The following is a 13605-nucleotide window of genomic DNA, read 5'->3' as shown; positions in this document are numbered from 1 at the left end:
GCGGATCACTCCGGCGCTCCGGGCACCTTGCGCGGGGCCATGAAGAACATCCAGGTCAGGGCCAGGAAGTACATGGTCGGGATCAAGGTGAAGAGGATCGCGTAGTTGTTGTGGGTGACGGTGAGGATGTAGCCGACGATCTGGGTCATGAACATGCCGCCAATCGCCGCGCACATGCCGCCGAAGCCGAACACCGTGCTCATCATGTGCTTGGGCGTGTAGTCCATCACCAGGCTCCAGATGTTCGCAGTCCAGGCCTGGTGCGCACCCACCCCCAGGGCGATGGCGGCCACGGCGATCCACAGGCCGCTGGCCTTGGCGGCGAAGATCACGCCGATGATGCAGCAGGCGCAGATGAACATCGACAGCAGGCGTGCATGGATGGGCTTCATGCCACGACCGATCAGCCAGGACGACAGGATGCCGCCGCCGATGCTGCCGAAGTCGGCGGTCAACCAGATCAGCATCAGTGGGATGCCCATCTGGGTGACGCTGATCCCCAGGCCGTATTGCTGGTTGAGGAAGGGCGGCAGCCAGTAGAGGTAGAACCAGAACACCGGTGCGGTCAGCGAAAGGGCCACGGCGAAGGCCCAGGTGCCGCGCATGCTCAGGATGGTGGAGAAGGGCACGCGCTCGGCCGGCGGTTCGACGGCATCCTGGATGTAGTCCAGTTCGCTCTGCTTCACCGTCGGGTGCTCCTCAGGGTTGAAGTACTTCAGGCTCCACAGCACCACCCAGACGAAGCCCAGCGCGCTCATGCAGAGGAATGCCGCCTGCCAGCCCCAGACCGAGAGGATCAGCGGCAGCAGGGCGGGGGTGACCATGGCGCCAACGTTTGTGCCGGCATTGAAGATGCCGGTGGCCATGGCCCGCTCGCCAGCGGGGAACCACAGCCGCGTGGTCTTCACGCAGGCCGGGTAATTGGCTGCTTCGGTGAGGCCGAGGATGAAGCGGCAGACCATGAAGCCGGCCGCCGAGCTGGCCAGGCCGTGGGCGCCGGTGGCGAAGCTCCACAGCAGCACGGCGAAGAAGAACGCGCGCTTCACGCCGATACGGTCGATCAACCGGCCCTGCAGCACGAAGCCAATGGCATAGCCGACCTGGAACCAGAAGTTGATGTTGGCGTAGTCCATGGCCGTCCAGGCCATCTTCTCGGCGAGGATCGGCTGCATCACGCCGAGGGCGGCGCGGTCGATGTAGTTCAGGGTGGTGGCGAAGAACACCAGGGCGAGCATGCCCCAGCGCACCTTGCCGACGGCCATGGCGCCACGCACCTTGCCGAAGAGGGAGGAACCGTGCGGAGCGACCGCAGCGAGGGGAGCGGATTGCGTATGGATCATGATCGGGCCATCCGTTATCGGGCTGACGCGCAGCCTCGGGAATTATTGTCGTGCCGCAGGCGTCCCGCGTGCTCCACCGCCGATCGGCGAGGGCTGCAGGAATGACGTGCGGTGGCTGGCGAAAATCAGTGCGCGCGGCAGTGGCCGAGCAGTGTGCACAAACCTGGCATCGGGCGGGCCAGGGTGGTTTGGCGATGACCAATGGAGGCGGCGAGGCGAGGAGAAGTGATGTACATGAGCAGGTACCCGTTCTTGAAATTGTTATGGATGACACGCAGGCCATCTCGCAGCGGCTGTCGTTGTTCCAGGGATTGCGGCAGGTCCCCGGGTAGCCGGTTTGCGTCGACGTGGCTAAATCTTGAGCAGCGGCCGGAACAGCGTCAATTCGATAAACGGCCTTTGGTTCGGTAATCGAACACAAAACTAACCAGTTAGTACACTTTAAATTGCCGCCCGCCCGGACCGCCAGAATAATCAGACTCAGCCGGAGACCGATTCCAACAAGCCCCTCACCCCGCCCGGCAGGAGTCCACCGATGCAACGTTCGATCGCTACCGTTTCCCTGAGCGGAACCCTGCCGGACAAGCTCGAAGCCATTGCCGCCGCCGGCTTCGACGGCGTGGAAATCTTCGAGAACGATCTTCTCTACCATGGCGGCAGCCCGCGCGATGTGCGCCGCCTGTGCGCCGACCTGGGGCTGGCGATTACCCTGTTCCAGCCGTTTCGCGATTTCGAGGGCTGCCGCCGCGATCGTCTGCCGCGCAACCTCGACCGCCTGGAGCGCAAGTTCGACCTCATGCAGGAGCTGGGCACCGACCTGGTGCTGATGTGCAGCAACGTCGCCACGGACTCCCTGGGCGTACGCGAACTCCTCCTCGAGGACCTCGGCCTCGCCGCCGAGCGCGCGGGGGCGCGTGGCCTGCGTGTGGGTTATGAAGCGCTGGCCTGGGGACGTCATGTGAACACCTGGCAGCAGGTCTGGGACCTGGTGCGCGAGGTAAACCACCCGGCGCTGGGTGTGATCCTCGACAGCTTCCACACGTTGTCGCTGAAGGGCGACCCGGCGGGCATAACGCAGATTCCGGGGGAGAAGATCTTCTTCGTGCAGATGGCCGACGCGCCGATCCTGGCCATGGACGTGCTGGAGTGGAGCCGGCACTTCCGCAACTTTCCCGGCCAGGGTGAATTCGACCTGCCGGGCTTCCTCGCGCCGATCCTCAAGAGTGGCTATCGCGGCCCGCTGTCGCTGGAAATCTTCAACGATGGCTTCCGCGCCGCGCCGCCGCGCGCCAATGCCGCCGATGGCCTGCGCTCGTTGCTGTACCTGGAAGAGAAGACCCGCGCACGCCTGCTCGGCGAAGGCATGCCGCAGGAACAGCTGGACTACCTGTTCGCGCCGCCACCGGCCAGCCAGTTGGAGGGTGTGGAGTTCCTCGAATTCGCCGTGGACGAAGCCCTTGGCGCGCGCCTGGGCAACTGGCTGGAGCGCCTGGGCTTCGCCCGCGCCGGCGAACACCGCTCCAAGGCGGTGAGCCTGCTACGCCAGGGTGATATCAATATCGTGCTCAACGCCGAACCCTATTCCTTCGGCCACAGCTTCTTCGAGGCCCACGGCCCGTCGCTGTGCGCCACCGCGTTGCGCGTGCGGGATGCTGCCAGCGCGCTGGAGCGTGCGCAGGACTACAAGGGCCAGCCGTATCGCGGGCTGGTCGGCCCCAACGAGCGCGAAATTCCCGCCGTGCGAGCGCCGGATGGCAGCCTGATCTACCTGGTTGAAGAAAGTGCCAGCGGGCAGACCATCTATGACGTGGACTTTCGTCTCGATCCCGAGGCCAAGCCGAGCGGCCGCTTGCAGCGCATCGACCACATGGCCATGGCCTTGCCGGCGGATGGGCTGGACAGCTGGGTGCTGTTCTACAAGGGCCTGTTCGACTTCGAGGCCGATGATGAAGTGGTGCTGCCCGACCCCTATGGCCTGGTGAAGAGCCGCGCCCTGCGCAGCGCCGATGGCAGCGTGCGGTTGCCGCTGAATATCTCGGAGAACCGCAACACCGCCATCTCGCACGCGCTGTCCAGTTATCGCGGCTCCGGCGTGCACCACATCGCCTTCGCCTGCGAAGACATCTTCGCCGAGGTGGCGCGGGCGAAGGACGCCGGAGTGCCGCTGCTGGAAATCCCGCTCAACTACTACGACGACCTCGCTGCGCGTTTCGACTTCGACGACGAGTTCCTCAGCGAACTGGCCTATTTCAACGTGCTCTATGACCGCGATGCCAACGGCGGCGAGCTGTTCCACGTCTATACCGAACCGTTCGAGGGGCGCTTCTTCTTCGAGATCATCCAGCGTCGCGGCGGCTATGCGGGATACGGCGCAGCCAACGTCGCCGTGCGCCTGGCGGCCATGGCGCAGGCACGCAACGGCACCACGCGCCGGCCGAAGGTCTGAGCCCGCTGCGCTTTGCCTGAAGGGCGCGGGGGCGCGCATAATCCGCGCATCCTTTCACCGCACAGCCGGCGCCCTGGCGCCGGCGGACCGATGCCCAAGCCCATGACAGCCGACAGCGCCACCCAGCCTATTCCTGCCGAAACCGCCCGCCGGGGCCGCAAGAACAACCCGGAGAAGACCCGCGAGGATATTCTCCAGGCAGCCATCGTCGAGTTCGTCCAGCAGGGCCTTTCCGGTGCGCGGGTGGATGCCATCGCCGAGCGCATGAATACCTCGAAGCGGATGATCTACTACTACTTCGGCAGCAAGGAGCAGCTCTACCAGGCGGTGCTGGAGAAGCTTTACGGTGACATTCGCGGCACCGAGCAGACGCTGCACCTGGCGGAGCTGGAACCGCTGGAAGCCATGCGCCGGCTGGTGGACTTCACCTTCGATCACCACGACCGCAACGTCGATTTTGTGCGCATCGTCAGCATCGAGAACATCCACTACGGCCAGTTCGCCAGCGGTTCAGAGGCGATCCGCTCGATGAACAGCAACATCCTGCGCACCATCGAGGACATCCTCCAGCGTGGTGCCGCCAGCGGAGCCTTCCGTGGCGGCCTGCCGGCAATCGATGTGCACATGCTGATCAGCGGATTCTGCTTCTATCGTGTGTCCAACCGCCATACGGTCGGGTCGCTGTTCCAGGTCGAGCTGGAAGACCCGGCGATCAAGGCGCGGCACAAGGAAATGATCATCGAGGCGGTGTTGCGGTACGTGCAGCCTTAAGCCGGACGGAGTTGGAGCGGGAATCGTTCGCGAGCCAGCTCGCTCCTACGGGAACCGCTCGATTAAGGTCAGGTGTAGGAGCGGACTCCGTCCGCGATCGACTCGTCGCCGCGCCGGTCGACCTTGAGGCTGGGCCAACCCATCGCGGACAGAGTCCGCTCCTACGCTCCGTGCGAAATCACATCGTCGCGAAATGCGCCAGCATTCGCTCGGCGTTCGCTGCGACGCCACTGAACAACTCGAACGCCTTCACTGCCTGGAACACCGCCATGTTGCCACCGTCCAGCGTGCGGCAGCCCAGGCTGCGGGCATGGCGGAGCAGTACGGTCTCCAGCGGGAAATAGATGATCTCCGCCACCCACAGGCGCGAGTGCAGCAACTCCAGCGGCAGCGGCGTGCCGGGCAGCTTCGCCATGCCAACGGGTGTGGTGTTGACCAGTCCGTCAGCCTCGGCGACCGACCTGGCCAGGTCGTGACCGACCCGCGCGCGCTGTCCGCCGAAGTGGGCGTTGAGGTTGTCCGCAAGCGCCTGAGCGCGAGCTGCGTCCACCTCGAAGATCGTCAGTTGTCCCGCGCCTTCGCTGAGCAGCGCATGGGCCACTGCAGCACCCGCGCCACCGGCCCCCAGTTGCACCACATGTTCGCGCGGCGCATCGCTGAGATTGCGCCGGAAGCCCTCGGCAAAGCCCAGGCAGTCGGTGTTGTGACCGATGCGTTTGCCGTCGCGCAGCACCACGGTATTCACCGCGCCGATGCCGCGGGCCTCGTCGGAGAGTTCATGCAGTAACGGAATTACCGCCTGCTTGCACGGAAAGGTGATGTTCAGCCCGGTGTAGCCCATGCGCTCGGCGGCGGAGAACAGATCGGGCAGGGCGCCCGAGTCGACGCCCAGGGTGTCCAGGTCGATCAACCGGTAGAGGTAGCGAAAGCCCTGCGCGTCGCCTTCGCGCTCGTGCAGCGCCGGGGTGCGCGAAGCCTGGATACCGGCGCCGATCAGGCCGGCCAGAACGGTGCGGTGCTCGCTCATCAGGCTCACTCCTGCAGCAGCTTGGCGAGGTTTTGGATGCCGGCGCGGTAACCGTCGCTTCCCAGTCCGGCAATCACGCCTACGGCAATAGCGGAGATGAACGAGTGGTGCCGGAATTCTTCCCGCTTGTGCACGTTGGACAGGTGCACTTCGATCACCGGCAATTCCACGGCGGCCAGCGCATCGCGGATCGCCACCGAGGTGTGCGTCCAGGCGGCGGGGTTGATCAGGATGCCGGCGCAGCGGCCGCGCGCCTGGTGGATCCAGTCGATCAGCTGGCCTTCGTGGTTGGTCTGGTGGAATTCGATCTCCAGGCCACATTCGGCACCCGTGCGCTGGCAGAGCGCGGCGATGTCGTCGAGGGTTTCGTGGCCGTAGGTGGCCGGTTCACGGGTGCCGAGCAGGTTGAGGTTCGGCCCGTTGAGCACGAGCAGGATGTGAGGCATTAGGAGGGCTCCGTTGTTCTTGTATGGCCATGATTGAAAGGCCTGTAGGAGCAAAATGTACCAAATGGTTAATTTGGTCAATGTGCTGGAGAATCAACGGATATGGCGGAGAAAAGTCTCATGACGGTTGTCATTACGCAGGCAACGTCGCTGATTTTCCAGATTTCACATTTCTATCCGGAAACCTGGAAACTGCATATTCCGTGCGGTGATCGACCATGCGTAGGAGCGGACTCCGTCCGCGATCGGTTCAAGACCGCCGAGGACTTCAAGGGAGCACGACTCCCCTGTAGGAGCGAACAAACTCCCGCAGCAGGGCCACAGGTTCGCGAGCAAGAATCAGGCGTCCTCCTCGGTCCTGCAAAAGAGCCGACCGCAAAAAAAGACCCGCCAATCGGCGGGTCAGGAGGGGGAAGCCCGTTGGAGAGCGCGGCTTCAGACGTGCAAGGCATGCCCCAGCGCGCGCAGTGCAGCTTCCTGCACTGCTTCGCCAAGGGTTGGGTGGGCGTGGATGGTACCGGCGATGTCTTCCAGGCAGGCGCCCATTTCCAGGGACTGCACGAAGGCCGTGGACAGCTCCGAGACCGCCTTGCCTACCGCCTGCCAGCCGAGGATCAGGTGGTTGTCCTTGCGCGCCACCACGCGGACGAAGCCATCGCTGGATTCCAGAGTCATGGCGCGGCCGTTGGCGGCGAACGGGAAGTTCGCCGTCAGCACCTCGTAGCCAGCGGCCTGGGCCTGCTCGGGCGACAGGCCGACCACCACCACTTCCGGATCGGTGAAGCACACCGCCGGGATCGCCGTGGGGGTGAAGGCGCGGCGCTTGCCGGCAATGATCTCGGCGACCATCTCGCCCTGGGCCATGGCGCGGTGGGCCAGCATGGGCTCGCCGGCGATATCACCGATCGCCCAGACGTCACGCATGGAGGTGCGGCACTGGTCGTCGATGCGCACCGCGCGGCCGTTCATGTCCAGACGCAGGGTGTCGAGGTTCCAGCCGGCGGTATTGGGGTGGCGGCCGACGGCGACCAGCACCTGGTCGGTCTCGATCACCCGCTGCGAACCGGCGCCGTCCTGCACGCGCAGGCCCTTGCCGTCCGGCTCCAGGCCCATCACGCTGTGGCCCAGGTACAGCTCGATGCCGAGCTTGCGCAGGGCATTGGCCACCGGCTTGGTCAGTTCCTCGTCATAGGTCGGCAGGATGCGCGGCTGCGCCTCCACCACCGTGACCTCGACGCCCAGCTTACGGTAGGCAGTGCCCAGTTCCAGGCCGATGTAGCCGCCACCAACCACCGCCAGGCGCTTGGGCAAGGCCTTGGGCGCCAGGGCTTCGGTGGAGGAAATCACGTTGCCGCCTACCGGCAGGAAGGGCAGCTCGACGGATTTCGAACCGGCCGCCAGCAGCAGGTGTTCGGTGTGGATGTGCTGGGTGCCGCCTTCGCTGAGGTCGACTTCCACGGTCTTGCCGTCGACGATCCTGGCCCAGCCGTTGACCACGGTGACGCCGTGCTTCTTCAGCAGCGCGGCGACGCCGGTGGTCAGGCGGTCGACGATGCCGTCCTTCCATTCCACGGTGCGCTGGATGTCGATGCTCGGCGCCTGCACGCTGATGCCCAGCGGCGACTTGCCGGCAAACTCGCGGGCCTTGAGGTATTCCTCGGCGGCGTGGATCAGCGCCTTGGACGGGATGCAGCCGATGTTCAGGCAGGTGCCACCGAGTGAGGCGCCTTCCACCAGCACGGTGCGGATGCCCAGCTGGCCGGCGCGGATCGCCGCGACGTAGCCGCCGGGGCCGCCACCGATCACCAGCAGGGTGGTTTCGAGAGTCTGGTTCTGTTTCACGTCTCTGGCTCCACTCATCAGTCGATGAACAGGGTGGCGGGATGTTCGAGCAGGGCGCGCACGGCCTGAATAAAGGCTGCCGCGTCCATGCCGTCGACCACCCGGTGATCGAAGGACGAGGACAGGTTCATCATCTTGCGCACGATGATCTGCCCATTGATCACCATGGGGCGCTCGACCATGCGGTTGACGCCGACGATGGCCACTTCCGGGTAGTTGATCACCGGCGTGCTGACGATCCCTCCGAGCGCGCCGAGGCTGCTCAGGGTGATGGTCGAGCCGGACAGTTCCTCGCGGCTGGCCTTGCCGTGGCGCGCGGCTTCGGCGAGGCGCGCGACTTCCGCGGAGTTGCCCCACAGGTCGCGGGATTCGGCGTTGCGCAGCACCGGCACCATCAGGCCGTTGTCGCTCTGGGTGGCGACGCCCAGGTGCACCGCGCCGTAGCGGGTGATCACGTCGGCATCGTCGTCATAGCGTGCATTGAGCTGGGGGAAGTCGCGCAGGGCAACGACCATGGCGCGGGCAATGAAGGGCAGCAGGGTCAGCTTGCCGCGCGCCGCGCTGTGCTTGGTGTTGAGGTGGACGCGCAGGGCTTCCAGGTCGGTGACGTCGATTTCCTCGACGTAGCTGAAGTGCGGGATGCGCCGCTTGGCCTCGGCCATCTTCTGCGCGATCTTGCGGCGCAGGCCGATCACCGGGATCTGGTGTTCGTCATGACGCGCGGCATAGCCGGACGCAATGGTCGCGCCGCCGTGTTCGAGGAAGTGCTCCAGGTCTTCCCGGAGGATGCGTCCGGCCGGGCCGCTGCCCTGGACGAACTGCAGTTCCACGCCCAGGTCGCGGGCTCGCTGGCGCACAGCCGGAGAAGCCAGTGGCTTCTCGCCCGGCGCGCGGCGCGGAGCCGGAGAAGGAGCAGGGCGCGCGGCCGGGGCGACGGGTTTGCTCTCGACGCGCGGCGCCGGCCTGGGCGCCTCGGCTACCGGTTCAGGCCTGGCCGCCGGCTGGGTCGGTGCTTCTTCGTGTGGCTTGGGCTGCGCAGCTTCCTTGTGGTTGCCGTGGCCTTCCACTTCCAGGCGGATCAGTTCGCCGCCCACGGCCATCACCTGGCCCGGTACGCCGCCCAGGGCGAGGATCTTGCCGGCCACCGGCGAGGGGATTTCCACGGTGGCCTTGTCGGTCATGACTTCCGCCAGCAACTGGTCCTCGTGGACCTCGTCGCCGACCTGGACATGCCACTCCACCAGCTCGACCTCGGCGATACCTTCGCCGATGTCCGGCATCTTGATGACGTGAGTGCCCATTCAGACCTCCATGGCGCGCTTGAAGGCCGCGCCGACGCGGGCGGGGCCGGGGAAGTAATCCCATTCCTGGGCATGCGGGTAGGGCGTGTCCCACCCGGTGACGCGGGCAATCGGGGCTTCGAGGTGGTGGAAGCAGTTCTCCTGTACCAGCGACATCAGCTCGGCGCCGTAGCCGCAGGTGCGGGTGGCCTCGTGGACGATGACGCAGCGGCCGGTCTTCTTCACCGACTCGACGATGGTGTCCAGGTCCAGCGGCCAGAGGCTGCGCAGGTCGATGATCTCGGCGTCGATGCCGGTTTCCTCGGCGGCGGTCTGGGCCACATAGACGGTGGTGCCGTAGGTCAGCACGGTCAGCTCGGAGCCGGGGCGGGCGATGGCGGCCTTGTCCAGCGGCACGCTGTAGTAACCCTCGGGCACCTGGCTGGCCGGATGCTTGGACCAGGGCGTTACCGGGCGGTCGTGGTGGCCGTCGAACGGGCCGTTATACAGGCGCTTGGGTTCGAGGAAGATCACCGGGTCATCGTTCTCGATGCAGGCGATCAGCAGGCCCTTGGCGTCGTACGGGTTGGAGGGCATGACAGTGCGCAGGCCGCAGACCTGGGTGAACATCGCCTCGGGGCTCTGGCTGTGCGTCTGCCCGCCGTAGATGCCGCCGCCGCAGGGCATGCGCACCACCATCGGCACGGTGAAGTCGTTCACCGAGCGGTAGCGGATGCGCGCGGCTTCCGAGACCAACTGGTCGGTGGCCGGGTAGACGTAGTCGGCGAACTGGATTTCCACCACCGGGCGCAGGCCATACGCGCCCATGCCCACGGCGGCGCCGATGATGCCGCTCTCGGAGATCGGCGCGTCGAATACGCGCGAAGTGCCGTACTTCTTCTGCAGGCCCTCGGTGCAGCGGAACACGCCGCCGAAGTAGCCGACGTCCTGGCCGAACACCACGACGTTGTCGTCGCGCTCGAGCATCACGTCCATCGCCGAGCGCAGCGCCTGGATCATGGTCATGCTGGTGACGGCCTGGGCGTTCTCGTGTTGCGGGTTCATGGCATTCATACCCCAAGCTCCTGGCGCTGCCGGCGCAGGTGTTCCGGCAGGTCCTTGTAGACGTCGTCGAACAGGTTGGCGGCGCTGAATACGTGGCCGTCGACCAGGGAGCCGTGGCGCTCGGCCTCTTTCTGCGCGGCGATCACTTCGGCTTCCAGTTCCTTCTTCAGCGCTTCGTGCTGGTCCTCGGACCAGATGCCGAGACCGACCAGGTGCTGCTTCAGGCGGGCAATGGGGTCGCCGAGGGGGAAGTTGGTCCAGTCGTCGGCGGGGCGGTACTTGGACGGATCATCCGAGGTGGAGTGCGGGCCGGCGCGGTAGGTGACCCATTCGATCAGGCTCGGGCCATGGCCACGGCGGGCGCGCTCGGCGGCCCATTGCGAGGCGGCGTAGACCGCGAGGAAGTCGTTGCCGTCCACCCGCAGCGAGGCGATGCCGCAGCCCACGCCACGGTTGGCGAAGGTAGTGCCTTCACCGCCGGCGATGGCCTGGAAGGTGGAAATCGCCCACTGGTTGTTGACCACGTTGAGGATCACCGGCGCGCGGTAGACGTGGGCGAAGGTGAGGGCGGTATGGAAGTCGGATTCGGCGGTGGCGCCGTCGCCGATCCAGGCGGACGAGATCTTGGTGTCGCCCTTGATCGCCGAGGCCATGCCCCAGCCAACGGCCTGGATGAACTGGGTGGCGAGGTTGCCGGAAATCGAGAAGAAACCCTTCTCGCGGCTGGAGTACATGATCGGCAGCTGGCGGCCCTTGAGCGGGTCCTGCTCGTTGGAGAGCAGCTGGCAGATCATGTCCTTGAGCGGGTAGTCGCGGGTGATCAGGATGCCTTGCTGACGGTAGGTCGGGAAGGTCATGTCGCCGTCGCGCAGGGCCATGGTGTGGGCGGTGGCGATGGCCTCTTCACCCAGGCACTGCATGTAGAAGGACATCTTCTTCTGGCGCTGGGCGGTGAGCATGCGCGCATCGAAGATGCGCGTCTTGAGCATCAGGCGCATACCGCGCAGCAACTGCTCGTGGCTCAGCTCCGGGGCCCAGGGGCCAACGGCGTTGCCGTCCTCATCGAGCACGCGCACCAGGCTGAACGCCAGGTCGGTGGTCTGCGCCGGTTCAACGTCGATAGCGGGCTTGCGCACCTCGCCGGCCGGCGAGAGATGCAGGTAGGAGAAATCGGTCTTGCAGCCCGGGCGTCCGGTGGGTTCGGGGACGTGCAGGCGGAGTGGGGCGTAGTCGGTCATGGCGGGTCTCCAGTTGTGATCGTGGGGTGTGGATCAACAGACGGAAGAAGCCATGCCTGGCGGGCGCACCCGGCCGGGTCGGGCTACGGTGCAAGTGCCGCACGGGGTCGCGCAGCGGGTGGTGACATCACTCATGGTGAGGCCCTCGGTTGTTGTAGTTGTGGTTTCAGTATAGGTGTGACCGATTGGTTTTTTGCTCCAAATTGACTAGCTCAGAGCTTACGGATTAGTGTGTTTGCACTATAAAAACAGCACTGAGTAGTACGACAGAAAATGGCTGATCTCGACCGCACCGACCTGAAAATCCTCCGCGCCCTGGCCGACGATGGCCGCCTGTCCTGGCGCGATCTGGCGCAGAACATCGGCCTGTCGCTGACCCCGACGCTGCGCCGGGTCCGCCGTCTGGAGGAGGAGCACTACATCCAGGGCTATTTCGCCCGGCTCGACGAGGAGCGCCTGTCCGGCGGCATGAGTGTGTTCGTCTCGGTGTCCCTGGAAAAACAGACCGGCGACTACCTCGCCCGGTTCGAAGAACGCATCGTCCAGGCGCCGCAGGTGATGAGCTGCTTCCAGATGACCGGCGACGCCGACTACATGCTGCGGGTGGTGGTGAAGGACCTGTCGGCCTACCAGCTGTTCCTGACCAATACGCTGACGCAGATTCCCGGCGTGGCGGGGATCAAGTCGGCCTTTGCGCTGAAATCGGTGATGCTGCGGTCGGCGCCGCCGATCTAGCCGGATACCTCGGTGTAGGAGCGAGGGGGACGCCTGGTTCTTGCTCGCGAACCTGCGGCCCGGCATTACTTCGACCCGATCGCGGATGAATCCGCTCCTACAGCAGCCAGCACCCCTCCCGCCGGGCGTAGGAGCGGACTCCGTCCGCGATGGCTCGCCGCAGGCACTGAAACATCGGCGGAGCGCGGTTCGCGAGCAAGCTCGCTCCTACGAAGAGCGTCACGGACCTGCGCATCAGCCGTTGCGGCGGAACTGCTCGCGATACTGCGTCGACGTCACGCCCAGGCGCTGTACGAACACCAGGCGCATCCGCGCCGGGCTGCCGAAACCGCAGCGCCAGGCGATCACCTTCAACGCAAGATCACTGCCTTCGAGTAATCCGCGGGCTGCGTCGATGCGGGCACGCTGGACGAACTCTGCCGGCGTCACCCCCGCATCGCGGACGAAGATGCGGGCGAAGCTGCGCGGGCTCATTGCCACTTCCGCAGCCAGTTGCGGCACGCCCAGCGGCTGATCCAGATGCTCCTGCACATAGCGCTGGATGCGTGCCACTGGCGAAGCCTCGTCCGCCGGCGCCTGCAGGAAGGGGCTGAACTGCGATTGCCCGCCCTGGCGCTGGGCGACCACCAGCAGGCGCTTCGCAACGGACAGCGCCACCGCCGCGCCGTGATCCTCCGCCACCAGCGCCAGCGCGAGATCGATGCCCGCCGTGACGCCCGCCGAGGTCACCAGCGCGCCATCGCGGACGTGGATTCGATCCGGCTCGACCTGCGCCAGAGGGAACAACTCCGCCAGTCGCCGGGCGTCGCTCCAGTGCGTCGTCACGCGCTTGCCGTCCAGCAGCCCGGCGTGGCCAAGCAGGAAGGCGCCGGTGCAGATCGACCCGTAGCGCGGCGCCTTGGCGCAGGCCGTGCGCAGCCAGTCCAGCAACTCCGCTGGCGGTGAGTCCTCAGGCAGTGTCGGGCCGCCCGGCACCAACAGGATATCGGCCGCGCCGTCACCCTGGTCGATGGCGGAATCCGCCCCCAGCAGCTGGCCGTTGGAGGCGCGCAAGGGGAAGGGCTGCGCGGCGAGAGTCACCACCTGATAACCCTGGCCGGCAGGCACGAAGGCATTGGCCTCGGCGAATACATCCAGCGGCCCGGAAACATCCAGCGCCTGCACGCCGGGGAACAGCAGCATGGCCACGCGTTTCATGGTGTCTCCCGATCCGATCGATGGCGTTCATTCTTGCGGCGGAGCGGCCTGGCTGCAATCGGCCGATGGGAACGAATGCTGCCATTCTGGCAACGGAGGGCGTCACAATCACAGCCAGGGGTACGCCCGCAAGGCAATATTGTTGCGTGAATTGAAGAAATCCGTTGTCGAAGTCGGTCTGTGTAGGAAGAGTCTCATCAGCTAGATTTATGGCAGTG

11 protein-coding genes are annotated in these 13605 nt (G+C 65.6%); 3 read left to right on the top strand and 8 right to left on the bottom strand.

From position 1 onward, the window contains the following. Nucleotides 1-5: 5 nt before the first annotated feature. Nucleotides 6-1340: an MFS transporter gene (locus G4G71_RS15985; RefSeq protein ID WP_169939044.1), complete on the bottom strand. Its 1335-nt coding sequence runs from the start codon at nt 1338-1340 to the stop codon at nt 6-8. A gap of 535 nt (nt 1341-1875) precedes the next feature. On the opposite strand from G4G71_RS15985, the gene quiC reads away from it, so the two are divergent. After that, complete coding sequence (gene quiC / locus G4G71_RS15980) at nt 1876-3786, top strand: 3-dehydroshikimate dehydratase QuiC (RefSeq protein WP_169939043.1); 1911 nt, start codon at nt 1876-1878, stop codon at nt 3784-3786. A 102-nt stretch (nt 3787-3888) separates the two neighbouring features. After that, complete coding sequence (locus tag G4G71_RS15975) at nt 3889-4557, top strand: TetR/AcrR family transcriptional regulator (RefSeq protein WP_169942693.1); 669 nt, start codon at nt 3889-3891, stop codon at nt 4555-4557. A 178-nt stretch (nt 4558-4735) separates the two neighbouring features. On the opposite strand, the gene G4G71_RS15970 is transcribed toward G4G71_RS15975, so the two are convergent. From G4G71_RS15970 to G4G71_RS15945, 6 genes are all read right to left on the bottom strand, one after another. After that, nucleotides 4736-5584 (bottom strand): shikimate dehydrogenase, encoded by an 849-nt coding sequence (locus G4G71_RS15970; protein WP_169939042.1) that lies wholly within the window; start codon nt 5582-5584, stop codon nt 4736-4738. Between the two features lie 5 nt (nt 5585-5589). After that, nucleotides 5590-6030, bottom strand: a complete 441-nt coding sequence (gene aroQ / locus G4G71_RS15965) for a type II 3-dehydroquinate dehydratase (protein ID WP_169939041.1) — start codon at nt 6028-6030, stop codon at nt 5590-5592. Between the two features lie 435 nt (nt 6031-6465). After that, a complete protein-coding gene (gene lpdA / locus G4G71_RS15960; protein WP_169939040.1) occupies nt 6466-7890 on the bottom strand; it encodes a dihydrolipoyl dehydrogenase in 1425 nt (474 codons plus the stop codon). Continuing rightward, a complete protein-coding gene (locus tag G4G71_RS15955) occupies nt 7890-9173 on the bottom strand; it encodes a dihydrolipoamide acetyltransferase family protein (RefSeq protein WP_169939039.1) in 1284 nt (427 codons plus the stop codon). Before G4G71_RS15955 ends, lpdA begins: the two co-directional genes overlap by 1 nt. Further along, complete coding sequence (locus G4G71_RS15950; protein WP_017518320.1) at nt 9174-10226, bottom strand: alpha-ketoacid dehydrogenase subunit beta; 1053 nt, start codon at nt 10224-10226, stop codon at nt 9174-9176. Beyond that, nucleotides 10223-11455 carry a 3-methyl-2-oxobutanoate dehydrogenase (2-methylpropanoyl-transferring) subunit alpha gene (locus tag G4G71_RS15945; protein WP_169939038.1) on the bottom strand — a complete coding sequence of 411 codons (1233 nt, stop codon included), beginning with the start codon at nt 11453-11455 and terminating at the stop codon, nt 10223-10225. Before G4G71_RS15945 ends, G4G71_RS15950 begins: the two co-directional genes overlap by 4 nt. A 273-nt stretch (nt 11456-11728) precedes the next feature. On the opposite strand from G4G71_RS15945, the gene G4G71_RS15940 reads away from it, so the two are divergent. Further along, entirely contained in the window at nt 11729-12190 is a 462-nt protein-coding gene (locus G4G71_RS15940) for an Lrp/AsnC family transcriptional regulator (RefSeq protein WP_024762520.1), read from the top strand. A gap of 234 nt (nt 12191-12424) precedes the next feature. On the opposite strand, the gene G4G71_RS15935 is transcribed toward G4G71_RS15940, so the two are convergent. Then, nucleotides 12425-13387, bottom strand: a complete 963-nt coding sequence (locus G4G71_RS15935) for a GlxA family transcriptional regulator (RefSeq protein ID WP_169939037.1) — start codon at nt 13385-13387, stop codon at nt 12425-12427. Nucleotides 13388-13605 lie beyond the last annotated feature (218 nt).

This window comes from Pseudomonas multiresinivorans, from assembly GCF_012971725.1.
GTDB lineage: Bacteria > Pseudomonadota > Gammaproteobacteria > Pseudomonadales > Pseudomonadaceae > Pseudomonas > Pseudomonas multiresinivorans.
The sequence above is the reverse complement of the archived record's forward strand: the minus strand, read 5'-3'. Positions and strand labels throughout refer to the sequence as shown.

Coding starts and splice junctions, on each gene's coding strand:
- G4G71_RS15985 (WP_169939044.1), bottom strand. CDS start 1,340: ATGATCCATACGCAATCCGCTCCCCTCGCTGCGGTCGCTCCGCACGGT.
- quiC (WP_169939043.1), top strand. CDS start 1,876: ATGCAACGTTCGATCGCTACCGTTTCCCTGAGCGGAACCCTGCCGGAC.
- G4G71_RS15975 (WP_169942693.1), top strand. CDS start 3,889: ATGACAGCCGACAGCGCCACCCAGCCTATTCCTGCCGAAACCGCCCGC.
- G4G71_RS15970 (WP_169939042.1), bottom strand. CDS start 5,584: ATGAGCGAGCACCGCACCGTTCTGGCCGGCCTGATCGGCGCCGGTATC.
- aroQ (WP_169939041.1), bottom strand. CDS start 6,030: ATGCCTCACATCCTGCTCGTGCTCAACGGGCCGAACCTCAACCTGCTC.
- lpdA (WP_169939040.1), bottom strand. CDS start 7,890: ATGAGTGGAGCCAGAGACGTGAAACAGAACCAGACTCTCGAAACCACC.
- G4G71_RS15955 (WP_169939039.1), bottom strand. CDS start 9,173: ATGGGCACTCACGTCATCAAGATGCCGGACATCGGCGAAGGTATCGCC.
- G4G71_RS15950 (WP_017518320.1), bottom strand. CDS start 10,226: ATGAATGCCATGAACCCGCAACACGAGAACGCCCAGGCCGTCACCAGC.
- G4G71_RS15945 (WP_169939038.1), bottom strand. CDS start 11,455: ATGACCGACTACGCCCCACTCCGCCTGCACGTCCCCGAACCCACCGGA.
- G4G71_RS15940 (WP_024762520.1), top strand. CDS start 11,729: ATGGCTGATCTCGACCGCACCGACCTGAAAATCCTCCGCGCCCTGGCC.
- G4G71_RS15935 (WP_169939037.1), bottom strand. CDS start 13,387: ATGAAACGCGTGGCCATGCTGCTGTTCCCCGGCGTGCAGGCGCTGGAT.